General features: G+C 68.6%; 25 protein-coding genes and 2 tRNA genes. 17 read left to right on the top strand and 10 right to left on the bottom strand.

The window, feature by feature from the left end:
- Positions 1–52 precede the first annotated feature (52 nt).
- The gene (locus V6M42_RS13735) at positions 53–859 is read left to right on the top strand and encodes an undecaprenyl-diphosphate phosphatase (protein WP_332660056.1); all 807 of its coding nucleotides are present in this window, start codon (positions 53–55) and stop codon (positions 857–859) included.
- 7 nt (positions 860–866) lie between these two features.
- On the opposite strand, the gene V6M42_RS13730 is transcribed toward V6M42_RS13735, so the two are convergent.
- A complete protein-coding gene (locus V6M42_RS13730; protein WP_332660055.1) occupies positions 867–1,835 on the bottom strand; it encodes a complex I NDUFA9 subunit family protein in 969 nt (322 codons plus the stop codon).
- Between the two features lie 180 nt (positions 1,836–2,015).
- On the opposite strand from V6M42_RS13730, the gene V6M42_RS13725 reads away from it, so the two are divergent.
- The 5 genes from V6M42_RS13725 (at position 2,016) to lptB (ending at position 4,794) form a co-directional block, all read left to right on the top strand.
- A tRNA-Leu gene (locus V6M42_RS13725) sits at positions 2,016–2,102 on the top strand.
- Positions 2,103–2,234: 132 nt separating this feature from the next.
- Positions 2,235–2,849, top strand: a complete 615-nt coding sequence (locus V6M42_RS13720) for a ribonuclease D (RefSeq protein WP_332660053.1) — start codon at positions 2,235–2,237, stop codon at positions 2,847–2,849.
- Entirely contained in the window at positions 2,849–3,505 is a 657-nt protein-coding gene (gene lptC / locus V6M42_RS13715) for an LPS export ABC transporter periplasmic protein LptC (protein ID WP_332679000.1), read from the top strand. Before V6M42_RS13720 ends, lptC begins: the two co-directional genes overlap by 1 nt.
- A 2-nt stretch (positions 3,506–3,507) precedes the next feature.
- A complete protein-coding gene (locus V6M42_RS13710; protein WP_332660049.1) occupies positions 3,508–3,987 on the top strand; it encodes an LptA/OstA family protein in 480 nt (159 codons plus the stop codon).
- A 39-nt stretch (positions 3,988–4,026) separates the two neighbouring features.
- Positions 4,027–4,794 carry an LPS export ABC transporter ATP-binding protein gene (gene lptB / locus V6M42_RS13705; protein ID WP_332660083.1) on the top strand — a complete coding sequence of 256 codons (768 nt, stop codon included), beginning with the start codon at positions 4,027–4,029 and terminating at the stop codon, positions 4,792–4,794.
- 4 nt (positions 4,795–4,798) lie between these two features.
- Here lptB and V6M42_RS13700 read toward each other — a convergent pair whose 3' ends face one another.
- A complete protein-coding gene (locus V6M42_RS13700; RefSeq protein WP_332678998.1) occupies positions 4,799–6,094 on the bottom strand; it encodes a M20/M25/M40 family metallo-hydrolase in 1,296 nt (431 codons plus the stop codon).
- A 71-nt stretch (positions 6,095–6,165) separates the two neighbouring features.
- Complete coding sequence (locus tag V6M42_RS13695; RefSeq protein ID WP_332678996.1) at positions 6,166–6,510, bottom strand: hypothetical protein; 345 nt, start codon at positions 6,508–6,510, stop codon at positions 6,166–6,168.
- A 174-nt stretch (positions 6,511–6,684) separates the two neighbouring features.
- Between V6M42_RS13695 and rpoN the strand changes: the two genes are divergently transcribed.
- The 3 genes from rpoN (at position 6,685) to ptsN (ending at position 9,596) form a co-directional block, all read left to right on the top strand.
- Positions 6,685–8,208, top strand: a complete 1,524-nt coding sequence (gene rpoN / locus V6M42_RS13690) for an RNA polymerase factor sigma-54 (RefSeq protein ID WP_332678994.1) — start codon at positions 6,685–6,687, stop codon at positions 8,206–8,208.
- A gap of 179 nt (positions 8,209–8,387) precedes the next feature.
- Positions 8,388–9,053 carry a ribosome hibernation-promoting factor, HPF/YfiA family gene (hpf, locus tag V6M42_RS13685; RefSeq protein WP_332678992.1) on the top strand — a complete coding sequence of 222 codons (666 nt, stop codon included), beginning with the start codon at positions 8,388–8,390 and terminating at the stop codon, positions 9,051–9,053.
- 75 nt (positions 9,054–9,128) lie between these two features.
- The gene (gene ptsN, locus V6M42_RS13680) at positions 9,129–9,596 is read left to right on the top strand and encodes a PTS IIA-like nitrogen regulatory protein PtsN (RefSeq protein WP_332678990.1); all 468 of its coding nucleotides are present in this window, start codon (positions 9,129–9,131) and stop codon (positions 9,594–9,596) included.
- A 168-nt stretch (positions 9,597–9,764) separates the two neighbouring features.
- On the opposite strand, the gene V6M42_RS13675 is transcribed toward ptsN, so the two are convergent.
- The 4 genes from V6M42_RS13675 to V6M42_RS13660 all read right to left on the bottom strand — a co-directional run bounded on the left by V6M42_RS13675 (position 9,765) and on the right by V6M42_RS13660 (position 11,380).
- Positions 9,765–10,025 (bottom strand): DUF1150 family protein, encoded by a 261-nt coding sequence (locus tag V6M42_RS13675; RefSeq protein WP_332678989.1) that lies wholly within the window; start codon positions 10,023–10,025, stop codon positions 9,765–9,767.
- 85 nt (positions 10,026–10,110) lie between these two features.
- Entirely contained in the window at positions 10,111–10,530 is a 420-nt protein-coding gene (locus tag V6M42_RS13670; RefSeq protein WP_332660037.1) for an Hsp20 family protein, read from the bottom strand.
- A 153-nt stretch (positions 10,531–10,683) separates the two neighbouring features.
- A tRNA-Ala gene (locus V6M42_RS13665) sits at positions 10,684–10,759 on the bottom strand.
- Positions 10,760–10,918: 159 nt separating this feature from the next.
- Positions 10,919–11,380 (bottom strand): TIGR02300 family protein, encoded by a 462-nt coding sequence (locus V6M42_RS13660; RefSeq protein WP_332660035.1) that lies wholly within the window; start codon positions 11,378–11,380, stop codon positions 10,919–10,921.
- A 118-nt stretch (positions 11,381–11,498) separates the two neighbouring features.
- On the opposite strand from V6M42_RS13660, the gene aroA reads away from it, so the two are divergent.
- The 8 genes from aroA to V6M42_RS13620 all read left to right on the top strand — a co-directional run bounded on the left by aroA (position 11,499) and on the right by V6M42_RS13620 (position 22,097).
- Complete coding sequence (gene aroA / locus V6M42_RS13655) at positions 11,499–12,812, top strand: 3-phosphoshikimate 1-carboxyvinyltransferase (protein WP_442880974.1); 1,314 nt, start codon at positions 11,499–11,501, stop codon at positions 12,810–12,812.
- 292 nt (positions 12,813–13,104) lie between these two features.
- The gene (gene cmk / locus V6M42_RS13650; RefSeq protein ID WP_332678988.1) at positions 13,105–13,755 is read left to right on the top strand and encodes a (d)CMP kinase; all 651 of its coding nucleotides are present in this window, start codon (positions 13,105–13,107) and stop codon (positions 13,753–13,755) included.
- Between the two features lie 153 nt (positions 13,756–13,908).
- Complete coding sequence (rpsA, locus tag V6M42_RS13645; RefSeq protein ID WP_332678987.1) at positions 13,909–15,618, top strand: 30S ribosomal protein S1; 1,710 nt, start codon at positions 13,909–13,911, stop codon at positions 15,616–15,618.
- 224 nt (positions 15,619–15,842) lie between these two features.
- Positions 15,843–16,130, top strand: coding sequence for an integration host factor subunit beta (locus tag V6M42_RS13640; protein WP_056619956.1), 288 nt, complete (start codon positions 15,843–15,845; stop codon positions 16,128–16,130).
- 13 nt (positions 16,131–16,143) lie between these two features.
- Complete coding sequence (mscL, locus tag V6M42_RS13635; RefSeq protein ID WP_332658146.1) at positions 16,144–16,563, top strand: large-conductance mechanosensitive channel protein MscL; 420 nt, start codon at positions 16,144–16,146, stop codon at positions 16,561–16,563.
- A gap of 89 nt (positions 16,564–16,652) precedes the next feature.
- Positions 16,653–17,306, top strand: a complete 654-nt coding sequence (locus V6M42_RS13630) for a hypothetical protein (protein WP_332678986.1) — start codon at positions 16,653–16,655, stop codon at positions 17,304–17,306.
- On the top strand, positions 17,212–18,819 hold the full coding sequence (locus V6M42_RS13625; protein ID WP_332678985.1) for a Y-family DNA polymerase: 1,608 nt from the start codon (positions 17,212–17,214) through the stop codon (positions 18,817–18,819). Before V6M42_RS13630 ends, V6M42_RS13625 begins: the two co-directional genes overlap by 95 nt.
- Positions 18,816–22,097 carry an error-prone DNA polymerase gene (locus V6M42_RS13620; RefSeq protein WP_332678984.1) on the top strand — a complete coding sequence of 1,094 codons (3,282 nt, stop codon included), beginning with the start codon at positions 18,816–18,818 and terminating at the stop codon, positions 22,095–22,097. Before V6M42_RS13625 ends, V6M42_RS13620 begins: the two co-directional genes overlap by 4 nt.
- A 76-nt stretch (positions 22,098–22,173) precedes the next feature.
- Here the strand turns inward: V6M42_RS13620 and V6M42_RS13615 are convergent, their stop codons facing one another.
- From V6M42_RS13615 to V6M42_RS13605, 3 genes are all read right to left on the bottom strand, one after another.
- Entirely contained in the window at positions 22,174–22,359 is a 186-nt protein-coding gene (locus V6M42_RS13615) for a hypothetical protein (RefSeq protein WP_332658139.1), read from the bottom strand.
- Positions 22,352–23,467 (bottom strand): 4-hydroxyphenylpyruvate dioxygenase, encoded by a 1,116-nt coding sequence (hppD, locus tag V6M42_RS13610; RefSeq protein ID WP_332678983.1) that lies wholly within the window; start codon positions 23,465–23,467, stop codon positions 22,352–22,354. Before hppD ends, V6M42_RS13615 begins: the two co-directional genes overlap by 8 nt.
- Positions 23,468–23,578: 111 nt before the next feature.
- Positions 23,579–24,772 (bottom strand): serine hydrolase domain-containing protein (locus V6M42_RS13605; RefSeq protein ID WP_332678982.1); only part of this gene is annotated, 1,194 nt, incomplete at its 5' end.

Genomic DNA, 24,772 nt, shown 5'->3' with positions numbered 1-24,772 from the left:
GGGTCCCGAACCGGGCGCGCACTGACGACCCGATCTTTTTGACGGGGCGCGTATGGCGGACTGGCTGGCGGCGATCATCCTTGGCCTGGTCGAGGGACTGACAGAGTTCATTCCGGTGTCGTCCACCGGCCATATGCTCTTGCTTGGGCATTTCCTCGGCTTTGAGAGCAACGGCAAGACCTTCGAGATCGTGATCCAGCTGGGGGCCCTGCTGGCTATCATCAGCGTCTATTTCAAACGACTGTGGATGCTCGCCACGCGCTGGCCGTTCGATCCCGACGCCCGTCGCTTCCTGATCGGCCTGCTGGTCGCCTTCGCTCCGGCCGTGGTGATCGGCTTCCTCGCCTACGACTTCATCAAGACGGTGCTCTTCGAAACGCCGCTGGTGATCTGCATCGCCCTGATCGTCGGCGGTCTGCTATTGCTGTGGCTGGACCGGATGAAGAAGGTCCCGACCTTCCTCGAGGCCGACCGCTATCCCCTGCGGGTCTATTTTCTGATCGGTCTGTTCCAGTGCCTGGCCATGATACCGGGCGTGTCCCGTTCGGGAGCCACCATCGCGGGCGGTCTGCTGCTCGGCACGGACAAGCGATCCGCGGCCGAGTTCAGCTTCTTCCTCGCCCTGCCGACGATGGGCAGCGCCGTCGCTTATGATCTGCTCAAGAGCTGGGACCGACTGGACTTCAGCGACGCGGGCCTGATCGTCATCGGCTTCGTCACGGCCTTCGTGACCGCGCTGGCCGTGGTTCGGCTTCTGCTCGACTTCGTCAGCCGTCACGGCTTTGCGCCGTTCGCCTGGTGGCGGATCGCGGTCGGCCTGGCGGGAATCGCGGGACTCGCGCTGACGGGCGGACTTTAACCCCGGATCAGGCTGCCGCTTCGGCGAACTGCCCGCCCCGGCGGTAGCGCCAGAGGTACGAAGGGGCGATGGCCTCGAGACCGGTCGGCTGGATTCCCAGCTCGGCCAGACCTTCCGCGCCGTCGGCGACGACATTGTCCTTTTCCAGCAGAACCACCTGATCGCGCGTCAGCATGGGCGGTATGCCGACCATGGCCGTCAGCTGGGCCAGCGAGCCGATGGCGCGCGCGGCGAAGAAGGGCAGGGGGATGAGGCCGTTCGAACGGTAGGTCTCGCGCAGGATCAGCTTCAGCACGTCCTCGAAGGTCATGACGGCCGGGCCGCCCAGTTCGAAGGTGCGGCCCGCCGCCTCGGGCAGGACCGCAGCCCGGGCGATGGCCTCGGCGACGTCGCCGACATAGACGGGCTGGAATCTGGTCCGGCCGCCGCCGATCAGCGGCAGGACGGGCGAGAACTGCGCCATGCCGGCGAAACGGTTCAGGAAACCGTCGCCCGCTCCAAAGATGATCGAGGGGCGGATCACCACCGCGTCGGGCTTGACCTCGCGCACCGCCATTTCAGCCGCGGCCTTGGACAGGGCGTAGTCGGACCCGCTTTCGGGATCGGCGCCGATGGCCGAAACCTGCACCAGCCGGTCGATGCCGGCGGCGGCGACGGCCTCGGCGATGTTGCGCGAGGCGTCGACATGAAGGGCGTGGAAGCTGCGGCGGCCGGCTTCGTACAGGATGCCGATCAGATTGACGGCGGCGTCGGCGCCCTGCAGCGCGGCGGCCACGTCGTCGGGGTTGGTCGCGTCACAGCGGACCGCCTGGATCTGGCCGACCGAGCCCGAGGTCTGCAGCTTCCAGGCGCGGTCAGGACGGCGGCAGGCGACGCGGACGCGCCAGCCGCGCCGCGCGAAGGCGCGCACCAGCTGGCTGCCGACGAAACCGGAACCGCCGAAAACGGTGACCAGGCCGGGGGCGACTTCGCTCATCACAGGGACTCCAACAGGCGGCGGCGGGCGTGGGGAAGACCCCGCGTTGGGCCGGGGATTAGACGATGGCCGCGGGCGTCGCAACGCAAAGCCGATAAAAGCCTGTTGACCCGCTTGGGGGCCTGCCTTAAGGGTCCGCGCCTTCCGGACGGAAACGCACGCAACTGCGAAAACGTCTGGGCCCAGGTGGCGGAATTGGTAGACGCGCTGGCTTCAGGTGCCAGTGATCGAAAGGTCGTGGAGGTTCGAGTCCTCTCCTGGGCACCACTTTTGAACGGCGCTGCATCGATGATGCGGCGCCGTTTGCATTTGGGGCGCGTGTTTGCGCCCTATCGCTTCGCGCGCGGCGCTCCGCTACTTGAGGGCGGATATTTCCTTCGAACGAGCGTCTGACCCCGAATGACCGTCCACTTCCACGAAGGCGACCTGCCGAACGGCCTGGATCTGGGGCCGGAGGTCGCGATCGATTCCGAGACCATGGGGCTGCGTTTCCGCCGCGATCCCCTGTGCGTGGTCCAGCTGTCGTCCGGCGACGGCGACGCCCATGTCGTGCGCATGGACCGCCCCGGATACGACTGCCCCAACCTGAAGCGGCTGCTGACCGACCCGGCGGTGCTGAAGCTGTTCCACTTCGGCCGGTTCGACATCGGCATGTTCCAGCTGCATCTCGGGGTCGAGACCCGGCCGGTCTATTGCACCAAGATCGCCTCGCGGCTGGCCCGCACCTACACCGATCGCCACGGGCTGAAGGACGTGGTCCGCGAACTGGTCGGGGTCGACCTGTCCAAGGCCCAGCAGTCCAGCGACTGGGGCGCCGCCGAACTGTCGCCCGCCCAGCTGGAATACGCCGCCTCCGACGTCCTGTACCTGCACGCCGCCAAGGCGAAGCTGGACGAGATGCTGGAACGCGAGGGCCGCACCGAACTGGCCCGTCAATGTTTCGACTTCCTGCCCAGCCGCTCGGCGCTGGATCTGGCCGGGTGGGACGAGACGGACATCTTCGCGCACAGCTGATGACCGATCCCGCCGACATCCGGGACCAGGCCGACGAGGCGCGCGTGGCCGCCACGGCCAAGGCGTTCCGCGCCCGGTCGCGGCGGGTCCAGGTGCTGCGCCGCATCCTGCCCGTGGCGATCATCGTCCTGGCCGGCGGCACGATCAGCTGGATCGTCCTGCGCAGCGTGATGTCGGACGTCGAGCGCAAGGCCGGGACCAGCCGCGAGGTCCGGCTGGACAGCGCCATGTTCCACGGTCAGGACGCCGAGGGCCGCACCTTCATGATCGGGGCGAAAAGCGCCATCCGCGACCCCGAGACCGGCCAGTTCCGCCTGATCGGTCCCGCGCTGAAGCTGAACCTGGGCGGCCGCAAGGTCACGACCCTGACCGCCGACGGCGGCACCTACAACGAGGCCGGAAAATCGGTCACCATCGGCCCCAATGTGCGGATATCGGACGGCGAGTCCGGTTTCACCCTCGTCACGCCCGAGGCGGTGGTGAACACGGCGACCGGCGTGGTGACGGGAACGAAGGGCGTTCAGGGCTCCGGCCCCCTTGGAACCATCTCCGCTTCGTCCTATTCGATTTATGAACAGGGTCAGCGGATCGTGTTCAGCGGCGCGGGTGATAACAAGATACGCGGCACCATCAACGCCGGAGGGTCCAGCAGATGAGCATGAGCAGAATTTCGAGCGTGGCGGCCGTCGCCCTGGCCATGGCCCTGATCCCGGCTGCCGGCGAGGCCCAGAGCCCCGTGAACAGCAGCGACGCCCCGATCTCGTTCGGCGCGGACTCCGGCGAATACGTCGGCAACACCGTCACCCTGCGCGGCCGGGCCGAGCTGATCCAGGGTCAGAACCGGCTGCGCGCCGACAGCGTCTCGGGCCTGAGCCAGACGGGCGAGAGCCGCATCCAGGCCTCGGGCAACGTCTATTTCGTGACCCCGGAACAGACGATCCGCGGCGACCGGGCCGTCTATACGACCGCCGACGACATGATCGTGGTCACCGGCGACGTGATCCTGACCCAGGGCCAGAACGTGCTGACCGGCTCGCGCCTGACCTACAACGTCCGCACCCAGACGGCGCGGATCGAGGCGGGCGGCCAGGGCGGGCGCATCCGCGGCGTCTTCTACCCCCAGAACAGCGGGAACTGAGCCCCGGTTTTGGCCCGCAAGGAACTCTCAGCCCTCAATGTGAATGAGGCCCCCGCCGAGCCGGCGGCTGCGGTCGCGCCCGCGCGCGCCACGGGCCTGAGGGTCGAGAACATCGCCCGGTCGTTCGGCCAGCGGCAGGTGGTGCGCGACGTCTCCCTGCACGTCCAGCGCGGCCAGGTGGCCGGCCTGCTGGGCCCCAACGGCGCGGGCAAGACGACCTGTTTCTACATGATCACCGGCCTGATCCCGCCGGACCACGGCACGATCTGGCTGGACGGCGAGGACATCACGGCACAGCCGATGTACCAGCGCGCCCGCATGGGTCTGGGCTATCTGGCGCAGGAGGCCTCGATCTTCCGCGGCATGACGGTCGAGCAGAACGTCAAGGCGGTGGTCGAACTGCACCATACCGGCCAGGGCGCCATCGCCGAGGAAACCCGCCGCCTGCTGGAAGAACTTCGCATCGACCATCTGCGCCACGCCCCGGCCTCGGGCCTGTCGGGCGGCGAGCGGCGGCGCTGCGAGATCGCGCGGGCGCTGGCGGGCAAGCCCAGCTTCATGCTGCTGGACGAACCCTTCGCCGGCATCGACCCCCTGGCCATCGCCGACATCCGCCAGGTCATCCGCTATCTGGCGGGCGAGGGCATCGGCGTGCTGATCACCGACCACAATGTCCGCGAGACGCTGGAAATCATCGACCACGCCTCGATCATCTCGGGCGGGGCCGTGCTGTTCGAGGGCAAGGCCGAGGACGTGATCCGCGATCCGGAAGTGCGCCGGGTCTATCTGGGCGACATGTACGGCTGAGGCCCTACTCCTCGCCGAGGCTCAACCGGCTGATCAGGACCGCCGCCCGCTGGGACTGGCGCACCAGACTGTCCAGATCGGCCCACTCTCCATCTGCATGGGCGTTGCCCCCGGCGACGCCCAGACCGCCCAGGGTGTCGACGTCGGCGGCGACGAAGCCGCTGTCGGCGGCGCCGCGGCGGGCCGGGTCGTATTCGGCCATCTCGGGCAGGCCCAGATCGCGGTTGACGGCGTTCAGACGGGCCAGGAGGGCGCGGTTGCCCTCGGTGGGGGCCATGGGCGGATAGCCGGTCTCGCCGAAGACCAGTTCGGCCTCGGTGCGGGGCAGGTGGGCGTCGACGATGGTCTGCATGCCGGCCCGGATGCGGGCGTCCTGTTCGGCGGTCAGGGTGCGCAGGTCGCCGCGGGCGATGGCCGTCGAGGCGACGATATTGGTCTTGCCCGAGGCGGTGACGCTGAAGCCCTCGGCGTCGATGGCGGCGGGCGTGCCGCCGGCGATGACGCCGACATTGTAGGTCAGATTGGGCTCGGGCAGTTCGCGGCGGAAGCCGTCGAGGATGCGGGCCATCTCATAGATGGCGCCGTAGCCCAGCGTGTCGTTGAACACGCCGCTTGAATGGCCGGTGCGGCCGCTGGCGGTCAGGGTCCAGTTGTTGGAGCTGCGGCGGGCGATGGTGCCGAAGTCCCGCTCGTCCTCCACGGCCAGGTTCTCGAACTCCAGGGCGAAGGCGGCGGCCTTGCCGGCCTCGACCAGATCGCGGCGGGAGATGGACAGGGGCGCGCCGGTCCGCTCCTCGTCGCCGGTTAGGACGATGGTGATGTCGGCGTCGTCCAACGTGCCTGCCGCCTGCATGGCGCGCAGGGCGGCGATGATGACCACCACCCCGCCCTTGTCGTCGCCGACGCCGGGTCCGGTGGCTCGACTGCCCGTGCGTTCGAAGCGCTGGAACGGATTGTCGGCCTCGAACACCGTATCGAGGTGGCCGATCAGCAGGATGTTGCGGCCCCGGCCGGGGTGGGTCGCGATCAGGTGGCCGGCGCGGCCGGTTTCGGCCATGTCGACCCAGCGGACCTCGAAGCCCAGCGGCTCCAGTTCGGCGCGGGTCATGTCGCCCACGGCGCGGACGCCGGCGAGGTTCAGCGAGCCGCTGTTCTGGTTCACCATCCGCTCCAGCAGGGCGATGTGGCGGTCGTGTTCGGCGGCGACCGTTCGCATCATGACCTGTTCGGGAGGCGTGGACTGCGCCAAGGCGGTCCCGTTCGAGGCCAGAAGGAGCAGGACGGTCAGGATCAGTCGCATGAAATTTCTCCCAGAGCGCCCAAGACCTTGCTGAGCCGCATATGGGTGACATTTGTCGTCGCACTGCTCAATCAGCGGCGGGACAAAGATCGGCTGAACTCGCGGATTCCGAACGGGAGATACGACATCACCGCCAAGGCTGCGGCGGCGTTCATCCACCGGGAAGGCTGAAACAGATCTGCGAGCATGGGGTGATTGAACGTAATCAGGAGCATCCCCAATGCAGAAACAGTCGCCGTCGCCCCGTGCCACCCTCTCTGCTCATCGGCTTCGGCAGCTTGCCGCCGGACGAAGATTGAGGAGACCGTAAAGGCCGCAAACAACGCGACCGCGGCTTGGAAAAGCATGCCCGGTATCGCCTCGGTTCGGGGCAAGGCCGCCAGCAATCCGATCAAGGCCATCGTGCCCAGAAACATGAACCGCACTATTTCCGAGACGACAAACATCGTGATTTGACCAGCTTTACCTCAGCGGTCCGCCAGCTCTCGGCCGCAGCCCATATTTAGAACCCCGTTAACCGGTTCGGCGACACAGTCGCCCCAGCAAGTTTCGGGCCACTCGGCCGCGAGGGCTTGGCGCAGGGGAATACGGTGCTCGGGCAGAGGCTGGAGATCAGGCAGGGCCAGGGGCTGGTCATCACGCCCCAGCTGCAGCAGGCGATCAAGCTGCTGCAACTGTCGAACCTCGAGCTGGACGCCTTCGTCGAGGCCGAGCTGGAGCGCAATCCGCTGTTGCAACGCGAGGACGCCGAAGCTCCAGAACGCGGCGAGGGCGAGGCCCCGGCGGCCGCCGAGAGCCATGACGCCGCCGAGATGAGCTTTGATGAGGGGCGGGTCTCGGACGCCAATCGGACGCTGGATGCGCGCTCCGACGACGTCTACGGCGACGCCAGCCCGGGCGAGCGCACCTCGGACCGGATGGAGGATGTCGGAACGGGCGAGGCCCAGGTCGGGCTGAACGACTGGTCGCGCGCCGGATCGGGCGGCGGCCTGCCCGACGGCGAGGGCCGCGAACAGCCTGACACCCGCGACGCCACCCTGTGGGAGCATCTGCAGGGCCAGGCCTCGCAGGCGGGGTTCTCGGCCTCGGACCACGCCATCGCCCTGACGTTGATCGACGGCGTCGATGAGGGCGGCTATCTGCGCGGCGATCTGAACGAGGTCGCGGACCGGCTGGGCATTCCCCTGGAGCGCGTCGAGGCGGTGCTGACCGTCTGTCAGGGCTTCGAGCCGACCGGCGTGATGGCGCGCTCGGTGCCCGAATGCCTGAAGCTGCAGTTGATCGAGCGCAACCGGTTCGACCCGGCCATGGGCTGTCTGCTGGATAATCTGGACCTGCTGGCCAAACGCGACCTGACCGCCCTGAAGAAGGCCTGCGACGTCGATGCCGAGGACATGGCCGAGATGATCGCCGAGCTGAAGGCGCTGACCCCGCGTCCCGGTGCAGGCTTCGGCGGCGAGCCGGCCCAGACGGTGATCCCCGACGTGCATGTGTGGGCCGATCCGGCGGGCGGCTGGAAGGTCGAGCTGAACTCGGACACCCTGCCGCGCCTGATCATGGACAAGCGCTATCACGGCGTCGTCGCGGCGGGCTCGCGCTCGGACGTGGAGAAGACCTTCGTCGCCGACTGCGCGGCCCAGGCCAGCTGGCTGGTCAAGTCGCTGGACCAGCGGGCCAAGACGATCCTGAAGGTCTCGTCCGAGATCGTGCGCCAGCAGGACGCCTTCCTGGCCTTCGGGGTGGAGTTCCTGCGGCCGCTGAACCTGAAGACCGTGGCCGACGCCATCGGCATGCATGAATCGACGGTCAGCCGGGTGACCTCGAACAAATACGTCTCGACCCCACGCGGCGTGTTCGAGCTGAAATTCTTCTTCACGGCGGCCATCCAGTCCTCGGACGGCGGCGCGACCCATTCGGCCGAGGCCGTGCGGCACCGGATCAAGTCCATGATCGACGGCGAGGGCCGGGACGGCGACGTCCTGTCCGACGACCGGATCGTCGAGATCCTCAAGGAGACGGGCATCGACATCGCCCGCCGCACTGTGGCGAAATACCGCGAGGCCCTGCGCATTCCCTCGTCGGTCGAGCGCAAGCGGATGCTGAAGACCGCCTGACCACGGCGCTGTCTCTGCTGTATCACTCGCCCGTCGTCGAATTCCTCGTTTAGTCGTCGCTTTCCGTCATCGAATTCCTCGTCGCCGGAATGGTTAAATTCCTCCCGGAATTCGGGGCTCCTCACCACAAAACTGTGATCGGCGTTGACACCAAACGCGGACAGTCGCGTTCTATCGACATGCAAATCCAAGTCAGCGGCAAGCACGTGGATGTCGGCGACGCGTTAGGCTCGCGCATCTCCCAGGAACTCGAAGACGGGATCGGCAAATACTTCGAACGCGGCGCCCAGGACGCCGAGGTCGTGGTGTCGAAAGACGGCCATGGCTTCAAGGTGGACTGCTGGGTCCGTCTGGCGTCCGGAGAGGCGATCGTCACCAGCGGGCTGGGCGGCGACGCCCACGGCGCCTTCTCGGATTCGCTCGAAAAGCTCGAGAAGCGGGTCCGACGCTACAAGCGCCGCCTCAAGAACCACCACGCCGGTCCGCGCGGCCTTTCACCCGAAAGAACCGAGGATGCGGCCCGCGACGTGGCGCGCAGCATGGTCCTGCGCAGCCCTGAAGAGGTCGAGGACGAGGCCTTCGGCGATGCGGGCGCACCGGACGAGCCGCCGCCCGTCGGCATGGTCATCGCCGAGACCGAGGCGGAGATCCGCACCATCACGGTGGGACGCGCGGTGCTGGAGCTGGATATGACCGGCTATCCGGTCGTCATCTTCCGCAATGCGGCCCATGGCGGCATCTCGGTGGTCTATCGCCGGCCGGACGGCAATGTGGGCTGGATCGACCCCGAACGGACCTCGAAATCGATCAACGGACACGGTTCGGTAAACGGTAAGGGCGTATAGTCTTCCCCAATAGAGGCGGGTGGTCTAAACGGCCCCCGCCCGTTCGGGATGTATGGGCAGAGTCGGGAACTCCTCATGGACATCGGTGATTTGCTGGCGGACGGCGGGGTCGTCCTGCGCAGCGGTGCGTCGTCGAAGCGTCAGGCCCTGCATACGGTGGCCGAAGCCGCCGCCCAGGCTCTGGGAATGCCTGAAAACCGCGTGATGGAAGCCCTGCTGGAACGCGAGGCCCTCGGCTCGACCGGTCTGGGTTCGGGCGTGGCGGTGCCGCACGCGCGGCTGGAGGGCGTCGAGCGGGTGACGGCCGTGTTCGTGCGTCTGGATACGCCCGTGGCCTATGGCTCGGTGGACGACCGTCCCGTGGACCTGCTGTTCGCCCTGTTCGCCCCGCCGCGCGACGGCGCCGAGCATCTGCGGGCGCTGGCGGCGGTGTCGCGGGCCCTGCGTTCGCCGGAAATGCGCGAGCAGCTGCGTCAGGCCCGCACGACCGACGCGATCCGCGCCCTGTTCGTCAAGGACAAGGCCCCGGCCACGGCGGCCTAGATCCATCCAATCCCGTCATTCCGGGGCCGCGCAGCGGAACCCGGAACCCAGGAGTTTGGACTCAGAAGTTTGAAGTTCGGCCGGCGGCGGCGCCCGGACGCCTGGGTTCCGGGTTCTGTTCCCGGCTGCGCCGTTCACAGCCCCGGAATGACGGCATGAAGCCGGAAACTAGTGAACCGACACGGGTTCCAGCTCGTGGGCGACGGCGGCGGCGAAGGCGGTTTCACGGTCCATCATCACGGCCAGCCGCTCTCCGTCGGCGGCGTGGACGGCGAACAGCGTCGCCTGCGGGTCGATCTTCAGGCCCTTCGACTCTTCGGGCACGACGTCGGCCAGCACGTCGGAGGCGCGGATTTCGCGCACATAGACCAGGTCGGGCGCGCCGAGGCCCCGGAAGTCTTCCTTGGTCATCATCATCGTGGGCGTCATCGAGACCGCCTCCTTGCACTGCACTAACGCCCGTCGAGGGCTTATGGGTCCGACCCCGAAAGCGGCGGCCGGAACACGAGGGGTTTCAGCCCGTCGTGATGGGGATTCGCCGGACCGTCGGCAGGTCCTCGGGCCGGCTCATGTCGACATGCAGCAGGCCGTGCTCCAGTCGGGCCTCCTCGACCTCCAGACCGTCAGCGAGGACGAAACTGCGGACGAAGCCGCGACCGGCGATGCCGCGGTGCAGGAAGGCCTGGTCGGCCTTGTCCGAGGGCTCGCGCTTGCCGGCGATGGTCAGCTGGCGGCCCTCGAGCTGGACGGCGAGATCCTCGGGTCCGAAGCCGGCGACGGCCAGGGTGATCCGCACGGCGTGCTCGCCGCGTTGCTCGACATTGTAGGGGGGATAGCTGTCGGCGGCGGCCCGGGCTGCGCGGTCGATCATCGCCCGGGTGTGGTCGAAGCCCAGCAGGAAGGGGCTGTCGAACAATATGGTTCGCGTCGTCATCGTCTCAGTGCCCCCGAAGCAGGCTGCCGGGCCGTCTGCGCCCCCCGTCATCGGCGAGGCGTCGGCTGCGATATCCAGATGGGGCCGGATTGTCCCGAGATCAACAGGTCCCGGATGGGACGAAGGCCCCGCGGTTTCCCGCGGGGCCTTCGATGGTGGAGCTTAGCGGAGTCGAACCGCTGACCTCTTGCATGCCATGCAAGCGCTCTACCAGCTGAGCTAAAGCCCCGAACCTTTCGGTCGGATCGCTGCGGGAGCCCCGGGAGGCCCTGCTGCGAGGCGGCGGAACCTATGTCAGGGTCTGATCGCGATCAAGCCCGGTTCAACCATTTATTTTCGTCGCCCCCGGACCGGTGAAAACCGGTCCGGGAACGGGCCGAAATTCCGTCTATTCGTCGTCCTTGGGCGTGATGATCTCGTCCTCGAACGCGTCGTCGTCCTCGTCCTCGATGAAGGGGACCGAGTCGTCGTCGTCATCGTCGGCCAGGACGTCGTCGTCCTCGACCGCCTCCCCCATGCCGGACTCCTCGGTGGGGTCGACGGGGGTCTCGTCGTCGTCGTCCGGCGTCAGGATGGGCTCGTGGCCTTCCTCGTCGATCTCGGGCGTTGCGACCGCTTCTTCTTCCTCGTCCTCGTCGCCGTCGGCCTTCTTGTCCTTGACCTGATCTTCATCAGCGTCGTCGGCAGGGTAGCCGGCCGGGCGGCCGCGGCGGTTGCGCAGCTTCAGCGCCTCTTCCGGATCGAAATCGGTCGCGCATTTGGGGCAATGAGCCGGGCGTCGGCCCAGGTCGTAGAATTTGGCCTGGCAGTTCGGGCAGACCTGCTTCTGGCCCAGTTCGGGTTTGGCCACGGTTGAAGACCTTTGGCGGGAGTGGGGAAATGGGGCGGCTCCCTTGCCACCCCCTGACGCCGCTGTCAAAAACCATCTCCGCGCGCCCGCGTCTATTGACCGCCCCGGAGACCGCAGGGTGTCGACCCCAGACCATCTGACCGCCCGCCGCAGCGCCCCGCTGAACGGCCTCGTGCGCGCCCCGGGCGACAAATCCATGTCCCACCGGGCCCTGATCCTCGGTGCGATGGCGACCGGGGTGACGGAGATCGAAGGGCTGCTGGAAGGCGACGACGTGCTGGCGACGGCGCGAGCGGTCGAGGCGTTCGGCGCTGTCGTGGAGCGTCTGGCCGCGGGCCGCTGGCGTGTGACGGGGCGGGGCGGCTTCAGACAGCCCGCCGGGATCATCGACTGCGGCAACGCCGGAACGGGCGTGCGGCTGCTGGTGGGGGGGGCGGCCGGATATCCGATCGCCGTGACCTTCGACGGCGACGCCAGCCTGCGCAAACGGCCGATGAAGCGGGTGACCGGGCCGCTGGCGGAGATGGGCGCGCGGTTCGGCTGGAAGGCCGAGCCGGATCGCCTGCCGGTCGAGATCCAGGGCGGGTCCCTGTCGGCGATCGATTTTCTTCAGCCTGTGGCCTCGGCCCAGGTGAAGTCGGCCATTCTGCTGGCCGGGCTGAACGCCGACGGCGTGACCACGGTGGCCGAGCCCGAGCCGAGCCGGGACCACACCGAGCGGATGCTGCGCGCCTTCGGGGCCGAGGTCGGGGTGCTGCCGATGGGGGCCGGGTGGCGGGTGACGCTCAAGGGCGGGCAGGCGCTGACCGGAACGCCTGTGTCCGTGCCGGGCGATCCGTCATCGGCCGCCTTCCCGCTTGCGGCGGGGCTGATCGTTCCGGGATCGGAGGTGACGGTCGAGGGCGTAATGCTGAATCCGCTGCGCACCGGCCTGTTCGAGACCTGGCGCGAGATGGGGGCCGATCTGACGGTCTCGAACCGACGCATGGCCGGCGGGGAGGAGGTGGGCGACGTCACGGCGCGGCATTCGGCGCTGAAGGGTGTCGTTGTCCCGGTCGAACGGGCCGCCTCGATGATCGACGAATATCCGATCCTGGCCGCCACCGCCGCCTTCGCGACGGGCGCCACCGTCATGCGCGGCATCGGCGAGATGCGGGTCAAGGAGAGCGACCGCATCGCCCTGATGGCGGCGGGTCTGAAAGCCTGCGGCGTCACGGTCGAGGAGGAGCCCGAGGGCTTCACCGTGACCGGCGGCCCGGTGCGGGGCGGCGCGACCGTGACCACCCACGGCGATCACCGCATCGCCATGAGCCATCTGGTGCTCGGTCTGGCGGCGGAAGAGGCGGTGACCGTGGACGAGCCGGGCATGATCGCGACGAGCTTTCCGGGGTTTGTGGCGTTGATGCGCAGGCTGGGCGGTGACATTTCATGAGCCGGGGGCCTGTATCCCCGTCCCGAGCCCTGTTCCACGCGGGCGGAATCTTTGTAGCCGCGGCCCTGGCGTGGGCTGTGGGATCGTTCGTTGACCTGCACGACGGCTCGACCTGGCGCGAACGAAGTCGAGGGGAACGCGGTCCGCTGTTTCGACATGTGGATGCCACGACAAACGCACCGACCTTCAAACTGATCGTTATGCTACGCGGCGTGATGCCGGTCGTGTTGCTCGGCACTGCCGGGATGGTCTTCCTTCTCGGCTCAGCAGGTCAGCATTACGTGCCACGTTCATGAACCAATCCCTGATCATCGCCGTCGACGGCCCCGCCGCCTCGGGCAAGGGCACCATCGCCGCGCGGCTGGCCCGCACCTATGGGCTGCCGCATCTGGATACGGGGCTGCTGTACCGGGCCGTGGGGCTGGGCGTGCTGGACGCCGGCGCATCACTGGACGACGAGGCCGCGGCCGTCGCTGCGGCGCGGGCCTTGAAGGCCGAAAATCTCACCGACACCGAGCGGCTGACCAGCGGCGACGCGGGCGAGGCGGCCAGCCGGGTGGCGGGCTATCCCGGCGTGCGCGCGGCCCTGCTTGAGTTTCAGCGCGCCTTCGCCGCCCAGGCCGGCGGGGCGGTGCTGGACGGGCGGGACATCGGCACCGTCATCGCGCCGGACGCCCAGGCCAAGCTGTTCGTGACGGCGACCCCCGAGGTACGGGCCATGCGCCGATGGAAACAGCTGACCGGCCGCGGCGACGCCATCGCCTATGAGGACATGCTGGCCGACATCATGCGCCGCGACGAGCGCGACGCGGGCCGGGGCGCGGCCCCGATGGTGCAGGCTGACGACGCCGTCTTGCTGGATACGACCGATATGGATATAGAGACCGCCTTCGATGCGGCCCGCCGTATCGTCGAGGCGGCGCGTGTCCGGCACGGTTCCTAGGGACCCCAGGGCAAATCCAGCGCGTCATCCTCGGCTTCCGCGGGCGTTCTGGTTCATTTGCCTCGCGTCCTGACGACCTGATTACCCTTTCACACTCACCTCGCGCGGGGCCGTTCGGTCGCGCGCCATAACCGTTAGAAACCCAACCACCGTATGACTGACACCCAAAGCTTCTCCCCCTCGCGTGACGACTTCGCCGCGCTGCTCGACGAAACCCTTCAGGGCCGCGACCTCGGCGAAGGCCAGGTCGTTCACGGCCGCGTCGTCGGCATCGAAAAGGACATCCTGATCATCGACGTCGGTCTGAAGACCGAAGGCCGCATCCCGGCCCGCGAATTCGGCATCGGCGAAGGCGCCGTCATCCCGAAGGTCGGCGACAACGTCGAAGTCTACCTCGAGCGCGTCGAGAACGCCCTGGGTGAAGCCGTCATCAGCCGCGACAAGGCTCGCCGCGAAGAAGCCTGGACCCGTCTGGAAGTCGTGTTCGCCGAAGGCCAGCCGGTCAACGGCGCCATCGTCGGCCGCGTCAAGGGCGGCTTCACCGTCGACCTCGGCGGCGCCTCGGCCTTCCTGCCCGGCTCGCAGGTCGACATCCGCCCGGTGCGCGACGTCGGCCCGCTGATGGGCAAGGAACAGCCCTTCGCCATCCTGAAAATGGACCGTCCGCGCGGCAACATCGTCGTCTCGCGTCGCGCCATCCTGGAAGAAGCCCGCGCCGAACAGCGCACGGAACTGGTCGGCCAGCTGCTGGAAGGCGAAGTCCGCGAAGGCGTGGTCAAGAACATCACCGACTACGGCGCGTTCGTGGACCTGGGCGGCATCGACGGCCTGCTGCACGTCACCGACATGTCGTGGAAGCGCGTCTCGCACCCCTCGCAGGTCCTGGCCGTCGGCGACACCGTCAAGGTCCAGATCGTCAAGATCAACCCGGACACCCAGCGCATCAGCCTCGGCATGAAGCAGCTGCAGACCGATCCGTGGGACGGCGTTGAAGCCAAATACCCGGTCGGCGCCAAGATGACCGGCCGCATCACCAACATCACCGACTACGGCGCGTTTGTTGAGCTGGAAGCCGGCGTTGAAGGCTTGGTCCACGTCTCGGAAATGAGCTGGACCAAGAAGAACGTCCACCCGGGCAAGATCGTCTCGACCTCGCAGGAAGTCGACGTGGTCGTGCTGGATGTCGACGCCTCCAAGCGCCGCATCTCGCTGGGCCTCAAGCAGGCCCAGGACAACCCGTGGGACGCCTTCGTCGCCGCCAACCCGATCGGCTCGACCGTCGAGGGCGAAGTCAAGAACGCCACCGAGTTCGGCCTGTTCATCGGCCTGGACAACGACATCGACGGCATGGTCCACCTGTCGGACCTCGACTGGAACGTCTCGGGCGAGGAAGCCATCCAGCGCTACCGCAAGGGCGAAACCGTCAAGGCCAAGGTTCTGGACGTCGACGTCGAGAAGGAACGCGTCTCGCTGGGCATCAAGCAGCTGGGCGGCGATCCGATGGAAGGCGACACCTTCAAGAAGGGCCAGCAGGTCACCGTCACCGTGACGTCGGTCGAAACCGGCGGCATCGAGGTCAAGTTCGGTGAGGACGACGCCCCGGCGACCGCCTTCATCCGCAAGTCCGACCTGTCCCGCGACCGCAACGACCAGCGCACCGAGCGCTTCTCGGTCGGCGATCGTGTCGACGCCATGGTCACCGGCATCGACAAGGCCTCGCGCCGCGTCTCGGTGTCGATCAAGGCCCTGGAAATGAAGGACGAGACCGCGGCGATCGAACAGTTCGGTTCGTCGGACTCGGGCGCCTCGCTGGGCGATATCCTCGGCGCGGCCCTTCGCGAGAAGGCCGGCTCCAAGGAATAGTCTTCCTTGTGATCTGGATACGGATCAGGCGGCGGGAGCGATCCCGCCGCCTTTTTCGTGCGCGCGACGGAGAGATTTGTGAGCGTTAACCGACATTTCGCCGCCCAAACCGCTGCTCGGGGCTTTTTCCTGCGACGGGCGGAGGTTAGGGTGGGTTGCATCCTGCGCTCGGATGCACCCGTATGCGTCCCGGGGAAGCGCGGAAATGGACGGGGGCCTGGCCAATGATCAAGTCTGAGCTGATCGAGAAGCTCGCTGCCGAGAACACCCATCTGACCCACGCAGAGGTCGAGCGGGTGGTGAACATCGTGCTCGGCCAGATGGTCGACTCGCTCGGCGAGGGCGGACGCGTGGAGCTCCGGGGCTTCGGCGCCTTTTCCGTCCGGGCCCGCCCGGCCCGCGCGGGACGCAATCCGCGCACCGGCGAGACGGTCGACGTGCCCGCCAAGGCCGTGCCTTTCTTCAAGAGCGGCAAGGAGCTGCGCGAGCGGCTGAACGCCGGCGACGCATAGGCGGAGAACGGCGATGGGCCTCGTGACCGAGTTCAAGGAGTTCATCGCCCGCGGCAATGTCATCGACCTGGCGGTCGGCGTCATCATCGGCGCCTCGTTCGGCAAGATCGTCACCAGCCTGGTCGAACAGGTCATCATGCCGCCGATCGGCCTGGCGCTGGGTCGGGTCGATTTCGCCAGGCTGAAATGGGTGCTGGCCCCCGAGAACCCCGCCACCGAGGCGGTCGAGGAGGTGGCGATCCAGTACGGCGCCTTCATCAACACCCTGATCCAGTTCGCCATCGTGGCCTTCGTGGTCTTCCTGCTGGTCAAGGGGATCAACCGGATGCGCCGCGAACAGGCGGCCGGGCCGGAAGCGGCGCCCGCTCCGACGGCGACCGAGGCCCTGCTGGCCGAGATCCGCGACGAGCTGAAGGCCCGGCCGCGGGTCTGACTTCCCCTATCGTGACGATGAACGGGATTCTCTGTTTGACTCCGGCGGCTGTTGGAACAAATAGTGAACATCTGGATTTCCGGACTCCCATGAACCCCGCGCCCCTGTCATCTCCCGACCTGTTTCCCGAGCGGCCCGCGCCGCTGGAAGAGGCCTGCGCGATGGGCCCCCGGGACGGAGCGGCCCTGATGGCCTTCGCCCTGTCGCGGCGGCTGGAGGAGGACGGGCGGCCGGTGCTGATGACGGCGACGCGGGCCTGGCTGGGCGAACATGGCCGGCCCTATGGGCCCGGCCTGCCGGACGCGGCGTTGATCCTGGCGCCCGTGAACACGGCGGCCGAGGCCCTGTGGACGCTGGAGCAGGCGTTGCGGTCGGGCGCGGTGTCGCTGGCGCTGGGCGCGGTGGACGCGGCGACCCTGACCCAGACGCGGCGGCTGGATTTCGCGGCCAAACAGGGGGGATGCGTCGGGCTGGTGCTGCCGCGCGGGCTGGACGGGCTCAGCGCGGCGCGGCGACGCTGGCGGATCTCGACCCTGACCAGCGCCGTCGATCCCGATGACGCCCGGGCGCCCGGCGCGGCGCGGCTGACGGCCGAACTGGTGCGCGGACGCGGGGAGCGGCCGGGCGCATGGATGCTGGAGCAGGATGATGAGACGCATCGTCTCCGTCTGGCTGATCGACTGGCCGATAGCGGTCTGGCGGCGATCGGCCATGCGGGCGCGCCGTCCGGCCTCGCCGCCTGACCCCGCGCTCGATCCGAAGAACCCGTTCGCCCTGATCCTGAAGAACAGCCGGGGCGCGGCGATCATTCACGCCCTGAATCCCGCCGCCCGTTCGGCCGGGCTGAGGCGCGGCCAGACCCAGGCGGACGCCCTGGCCATGATCCCGTACCTGATCTGCAAGCCCGCCGACGTGGAAGCCGACGCCCGCGCCCTGACGGCGCTGGCGGTCTGGGCCGAGCGCTGGTCGCCGTCGGTCAGCCTCGATCCGGCAGGCGAGGGGCTGGAGGGGCTGTTCCTCGACGTCACGGGCGCGACCCATCTGTTCGGCGGCGAGGCGGCGTTGGCGGCGCAGATCCGCGACCGGCTGGCCGAGGCCGGGGCGCGGGCGCGGGCCGCCATCGCCCCGACGCCGGGCGCCGCATGGGCCCTGGCGCGCTGGGGCGAGGCGGAGGGGGGCGGCTGCATCGCCGACGAGGACAGCGTGCGCGGTCTTCTGGCCTCCCTGCCGGTCGAGGCCCTGCGCATCGACGACGGCGCCCTGACGCAGGCGCGGCGGTTCGGGTTGAAGCGGATCGGCGACCTCTATCCCATGCCGCGCGCGGGTCTGGCGCGGCGCTTCCGGGACGGGGCCGGGGTCGGTCTGGTGCAGCGTCTGGATCAGGCGCTGGGCTTTGCGGGCGAGGCCCTGACGCCCGTGCGGCCGCCGCCGAAATACCGGGCCTGGCAGGCGTGGATGGAGCCGGTCGGCGATGTCGAGGGGGTGGAGGCGCGGCTGGCCGAACTGGCCGCCGACCTGTCCGCGCCGCTGGTGCGCGACGGGCAGGGGGCCAAGGCCCTGACCCTGACGGGCTTCCGCTCGGACGGCCGGACCACCGGCCTGTCGGTTCGCATGGGCCGGCCCGGACGCGATGCGGGAATCTGGCTGCGGCTGTTCCGCGAGGCGGGGCTGGGACGGCTGGAGTTGGGGTTCGGCCTCGACGCCATGATGCTGACCGCCGACGAGGTGGAGGCGATGACGGCGCGGCAGGGGGCGCTGGAAAGCGAGGCCGAGGCGAAACAGGCCGAAAGTCTGGCCGCCCTGATCGATCGCCTGACGGCGCGGCTGGGCGAGGACCGGGTGCTGACGGCCGAACCGGTCGACAGCTGGCTGCCCGAGCGCGCCGAGCGCTGGCGTCCGGCGCTGGGGCGGGCGCCGTCCGCGGCGAAGGGGGATGGGCGGCGTCCCATCCTGCTGCTGGACCCGCCCGAGCCGGTCGAGGCTCTGGCCGAACTGCCCGACGGCGCGCCGGTGCGGTTCACCTGGCGGCGGCTGTCGCGGCGGGTGACGCGGTCGGACGGACCAGAGCGGCTGTCGCCCGAATGGTGGCGGCCCCGCCCCGACGACCGGCAGGTGCGCACCCGCGATTACTACCGCGTCGAGGACGAGGCGGGCGGCCGCTACTGGCTGTTCCGCGAGGGGCTGTACGGGCGGGAGTATTCCGGCGCGGCCGAGGAACGCGCGCCGTCGTGGTGGATGCACGGGGTGCTGCCATGACGACCTGGGACGGCCAGTACGCCGAGCTGGGCGCGATGACGAACTTCAGCTTTCTGGAGGGGGCGTCGCATCCCGGCGAGATCGCGGCGCAGGCGAAGGCTCTCGGCCTGGCCGCCGTCGGCGTGGCCGACCGCAATACCCTGGCCGGGATGGTCCGGGCGTTGATGGGGGCCGAGGACGTCGACATCCCGCTGGTCGTCGGGTCCCGACTGGGCTTCACGGACGGGACGGAGCTGATCGTCTTTCCGCGCGACCGCGCCGCATACGGCCGCCTGTGCCGGCTGCTGTCGCTGGGCAAGAGCGAGGCGGTGCCCCAGCCGGGCGCCGACCCGGAAGCCGGGCGGATCGAAAAGGCCGAGACGCGGCTGACCTTCGAGCAGGCGGTCGGGCTGGGCGAGGGGATGATCGCCCTGGCTCCCGCGCCGGAGAAACCCGATGCGGCGTTCGAGGCGCGGCTGGCGGCGTGGCGGCGGGCCTGGCCCGACGTCCTGTATCTGGCGGCGGCGCCCCTGTGGCGCGGCGATGACCGCAAGCGGCTGAACCGGCTGGCGGCGATGGCGCATCGGACGGGCGCGTCCATGATCGCCACCAATGCGGTGCTGTATCACCACCCCGACCGGCGGCCGTTGCAGGACGTCCTGACCTGCATCCGCGAGGGGACGACCATCGACAAGGCGGGCCGGCGACTGCAGGCCAACGCCGAACGCCATCTGAAGCCGCCGGCGCAGATGGCGCGGCTGTTCCGCGGTCATGAGGCGGCGCTGGCGCGGACGATGGAGGTGGCGCGGGCTTGCACCTTCAGCCTTCGGGAACTCGAATATCAGTACCCGGACGAACCGGTGCCGAAGGGCTGGACGGCGCAGCGGCGGTTGATCCGGCTGGCGTTCAGGGGCGCGCGGACGAAATGGCCCGATGGCGTCGATCCGAAAATCCGGGACACGATCGTCAAGGAGTTGAAGCTCATCAAGCTTCTGAAATACCCCAACTACTTCCTGACGGTGCACGACATCGTCCATTGGGCGCGGACGCAGGAGCCGCCGATCCTGTGCCAGGGGCGGGGCTCGGCCGCCAATTCGGTGGTCTGCTTCTGCCTGGGCGTCACCAATGTGAACCCCGCCGAACAGGACGTGCTGATCGAGCGCTTCATGTCCGCCGACCGCGACGAGCCGCCCGACATCGACGTCGATTTCGAGCACGAGCGGCGCGAGGAGGTGATGCAGTACGTCTATCGCCGCTATGGCCGCGACCGGGCCGCCATCGTGGCGACCATCATCCACTACCGGCCCCGCTCCGCCATCCGCGACGTGGGCAAGGCGCTGGGCCTGACCGAGGACGTGACGGCGCGGATGGCCGACACCGTCTGGGGCTCATGGGGCGACAGCGTCAGGGACGAGCACGTCGACCGCACCGGTCTGAGCCGCGACGACGCCCGCATGCGGCTGGCGCTGGAGCTGACGGCCGAGCTGATCAAATTCCCGCGCCATCTGAGCCAGCACGTCGGCGGCTATGTGCTGAGCCAGACGCCGCTGCTGGAGATCGTGCCCATCGGCAACGCCGCCATGCCGGATCGCACCTTCATCGAATGGGACAAGGACGACATCGACTTCCTGCGGCTGATGAAGGTCGATGTGCTGGCGCTGGGCATGCTGACCGCGTTGAGGCGGGGCTTCGACCTGATCGAGAAACACTATGGACGCCGGTTCGAACTGGACACGGTCCCGCCGGACGATCCCGAGGTCTACGACATGCTGTGCAAGGGAGACTCCCTCGGGGTCTTCCAGGTCGAGAGCCGGGCCCAGATGTCGATGCTGCCCCGGCTTCAGCCGCGCGTCTTCTACGATCTGGTGGTGGAGGTGGCGATCGTCCGGCCCGGGCCGATCCAGGGCGGGATGGTGCATCCCTATCTGAAGCGGCGGGCCGAGCGGCGGGAGGCGCAGAGGCTGGGCCGGCCCTTCGTGATCGACTTTCCCCATCCCCACCCCGACCATGGCGACAGGGACGAGTTGAGACGGGTGCTGCACAAGACCCTGGGCGTGCCCCTGTTCCAGGAACAGGCGATGCGGATCGCCATGGAGGCGGCGAAATACACCCCGGCCGAGGCCAACAGCCTGAGGCGGGCGATGGCCACCTTCCGGCACATGGGCACCATCGGCGAGCATGAGGTGCGGTTCACAGGCCGGATGATCGAACGCGGCTACGACCCCGGTTTCGCCCGCAGCTGTTTCGACCAGATCAAGGGGTTCGGGGAGTACGGCTTTCCGGAAAGCCACGCCTGTTCGTTCGCCCACCTCGTCTACATCTCGTCGTGGATGAAGCGCTGGCATCCCGAGGCGTTCACGGCCGCCCTGCTGAACAGCCAGCCCATGGGCTTCTACGCGCCCGCCCAGCTGGTGCGGGACGCCATCGAACACGGGGCCGAGGTTCGGCATCCCGATGTGAATGTCAGCGGCTGGGACGCCTCGCTGGAGCCCCGTCCGGGCCAGCCCTGCGCCCTGCGGCTGGGGATGCGGTCCATCGACGGTTTCAAGAAGGACTGGGCCCTGCGGATCGAGGCGGTGAGAGAGGCGGGACCCTTCGCCGACCTTGAGGACCTCAGGGTGAGGGCGAACCTGCCGCCATCGGCCCTCGACCGGCTGGCGGAGGCGGATGCTTTCGGATCGCTGGAGCTGACGCGCCGGCAGGGGCTGTGGGCGGTCCGGGGCGCGCCGCCGGCGTCGACGGCGCCCCTGTTCGAGGCCATGGGACTGGTCGAGACGGACGGCCGCCCGCCCGAGGCCCTGCCGGTCCTGGCCCCCTCGGAAGAAGTGGTCGGCGACTACCAGACCATCCGCCTGTCGCTGAAGGGTCATCCGGTCAGCTTCCTGCGCGACCGGCTGACGGGCGTCGGGGCGCTGACGGCGAAGGATTATCCGGCCCGACCCAACGGCCGGACCGTCTGCGTGGGCGGCGTGGTGCTGGTGCGCCAGCGGCCGGGCACGGCCAAGGGCGTCTGCTTCATGACCGTGGAGGACGAGACCGGCGTGGCCAATCTGGTGCTGTGGCCGGACGTGTTCGAACGGTTCAGGCCCGTGGCGATGGGCGCGCGGATGGTGCTGGCCCGGGGCAAGGTGCAGACGGCCGAGGGCGTGACCCATCTGGTCGTGGACCATCTGGAGGACTGGACGCCGATGCTGGGCCATCTGACGCCGGATTCGGCGCCGGGATCGGGCCATACGCCAGCGCGGGGGCGACATCCGCGAGACGTGCGGGTGCTGCCCGGATCGCGGGACTTTCACTGACGAATTCTCCGGAGAATTCGACGACGGTTTCGGTGCGAAAACGAAGACAAAACAGGGAAGGGCAAGAGGATGGTTCCTACCCCTTCCGCTGAAACCGCCACTTCCACACGCGATAGCCGACGATGGGCGCGAAGCCGCAAACCAGCGCCGCGATCAGCACCGTCCAGAAGCCGCCGCCCAGCCCGTATTCGCCGACCGCCGCCCCGACCAGGGCCGCGAGAAGCGGACCCAGCCAGGGCAGCCACGACGGGGGCTTAGGCATCCACCTTGATGACGCCGCGCCGGATCTGGTCCAGCTCGATGGAGTCGAACAGGGCCTGGAAATTGCCCTCGCCGAACGCCTGGTTGCCCTTGCGCTGGATGATCTCGAAGAAGATCGGACCGAAGGTGTCCTGGGTGAAGATCTGCAGCAGCAGGCCGTCCTCGTCCGAGCCGTCGATCAGGATGCGGTTCAGCCGCATGCGGGCGACGTCGTGGCCATGGCCCGGCAGCCGCTTGTCGATCAGGTCGAAATAGGTGTCGATCGTGTCCTGGAAGGGGATGCCGCGACGCTTCAGCTCCTCGACGGTCTCGAAGATGTCGTCGGTGGCCAAGGCGATGTGCTGGATGCCCTCGCCGTTGTAGCGGCGCAGGAATTCCTCGATCTGGCTGTTCTCGTCCTGGCTCTCGTTCAGAGGAATGCGGATGGCGCGGTCGGGCGCGATCATCGCCTGGGACAGCAGGCCGGTCGCCTTGCCCTTGATGTTGAAGTATTTCTGCTCTTCGAAATTGAAGACGTCGCCGTAGAAGCCCGACCAGGTCCGCATCTCGCCGCGACGCACGTTGTGGGTCAGGTGGTCGAGCATGAACAGGCCGACGGAGTTCTTGCGCTCGGCCTCTTCCCAGCCCTCGATCTCGTTCCAGCCGTCGTAGAGCGAGCCCTGCTCGCCGTACTGGTCGATGATGTAGAGCAGCGAGCCGCCGATGCCCTGCAGGATGTAGGGATAGTCGCCGCCCAGCGCGCCGCCGTCATGGTTCTCGGCCGGGCGCGCCCCGCGCGAAACCGCGCCTTCATACGCCGCCTTCGCATCGGTGACGCGGAAGGCCATGCCGTTGGCCGAGGGGCCGTGCTCGGCGGCGAACTCGCCCGCCTGACCCTTGGGCGACTGGTTGACCAGCAGGGTGATGTCGCCCTGCTTGAGGCGCACCACGTCATTGGCCGGGTTCACATGGGTCCGGGTGAAGCCCATCAGCTCGAGGCGCGACACCATGGCCGCAGGGTCCGGGCCGGTGAATTCCACGAACTCGAAGCCGTCGACGCCGAGGGGGTTTTCCTTGTCGAGGCGGGCGGCCGCGTCGGCCACTCCGGAATCCTGGGGCGCGTCATGCATGGGGGCGTCTCCTGAGCGTGTCGGTCGTGGCCATTCCGCGAGGCCGTTCTTGTGGGCGGAACCTAGGGGCGCGGAGGCCCGAAGGGAAGGCGGCGGCCGCTCAAAGGCGCGTCATCCGGCGGCCCATGCGGCGATGGCGGCGTCGAGGATGACTTCCTCCCACGGCGAGGCGGCCGAGCGGACGCCGGAGAGGCCCTCCGGGTCGCGGGGCGTGCCGGAGATCATGTACGCCAGGGTGCGGCCGTCACGCCGGCTCCAGAACAGGCCGGACTGGAGACCGTAGGCCTGGCCGAAATGCCCGCGCCAGTCGGCGCTGTCGGGGCCGAAGAAGGCGTCGCCGTCGCGGCCGGTCGGGATGTGGACGGACAGGCCGTAGCTCTGGAGCAGGCCGCGGTCGGTGTGGCCGTTGGGGCGGGCGGGATCGAAGGTCCAGATCGGGGCGCTCATCCGGTCCAGCGTGGCGGGGGCAAGAACCTGCGGCATACCCGCATGACCGGTGTAGGCGCGCGCCAGCCGGTCGAGATCGCGCACCGAGGCGCGCAGTCCGCCCTGCGGCGAGAAGACGAAACCGTTGTCGCCGACGACATAGTCGTCCGCGGTCAGGCCCGGCGCCTCCGGTGGAGTGGTGACGCGGATCGCGGGGGCGGGCAGGGCCTCGGCGTCGACCTGCGGTTCCCAGACGCCGTCGACAAAGCGGCAGGCGGCCGAGGCGCGGGCGCGGGTCGCATCGGATACGCCGCTCCAGTTCAGGCCGGCGTCGAGGCCGACCGGGTCCAGCACGGTGCGCTTCAGGAAACGGTCGAAGCGTTCGCCGGAGATGCGTTCGGCGATCTGGGCGAGGACGGCGAAATTGACGTCGGCATAGGTGAAGAAGCCGGGCGGTTCGGAGGCCGGCGCGAACCAGCCGCCGTCGTCGAAATGCCGCCCGCCGGGGGTGAAGGCCTCGGACAGTTTGCGGCCCAGCGGAACGGGATAGCTGGGTCCGTTCCTGAGCCCCGAAGTATGACTGGCCAGCATGGCGGGCGTGATCCGCACACCCGGATGCGCGGGATGGCGCAGAGGGAAGCCGGCCAGGTCGCCCGCGTCGTCGTCCAGCGCCATGCGGCCCTGTTCGACAAGCGTCATGAGCGCCGTCATCGCCGTCAGCTTGGTGATCGAGGCGATGCGCATGGGCGTCTCGAACGTGAACGGCCGCGTCCGCAGCGATCCATCCAGCATCCGTCGGCCCTCGCCGTGCACCCGTTCCAGCACTGTCCGGCCGGCGCCGTCGCGGGCGATGACGCCGAAGCCGAGGACGGTGTCCGG

Origin of the sequence: Brevundimonas sp. (assembly GCF_036677305.1) — a bacterium.
Taxonomy (GTDB): domain Bacteria; phylum Pseudomonadota; class Alphaproteobacteria; order Caulobacterales; family Caulobacteraceae; genus Brevundimonas.
The sequence above is the reverse complement of the archived record's forward strand: the minus strand, read 5'-3'. Positions and strand labels throughout refer to the sequence as shown.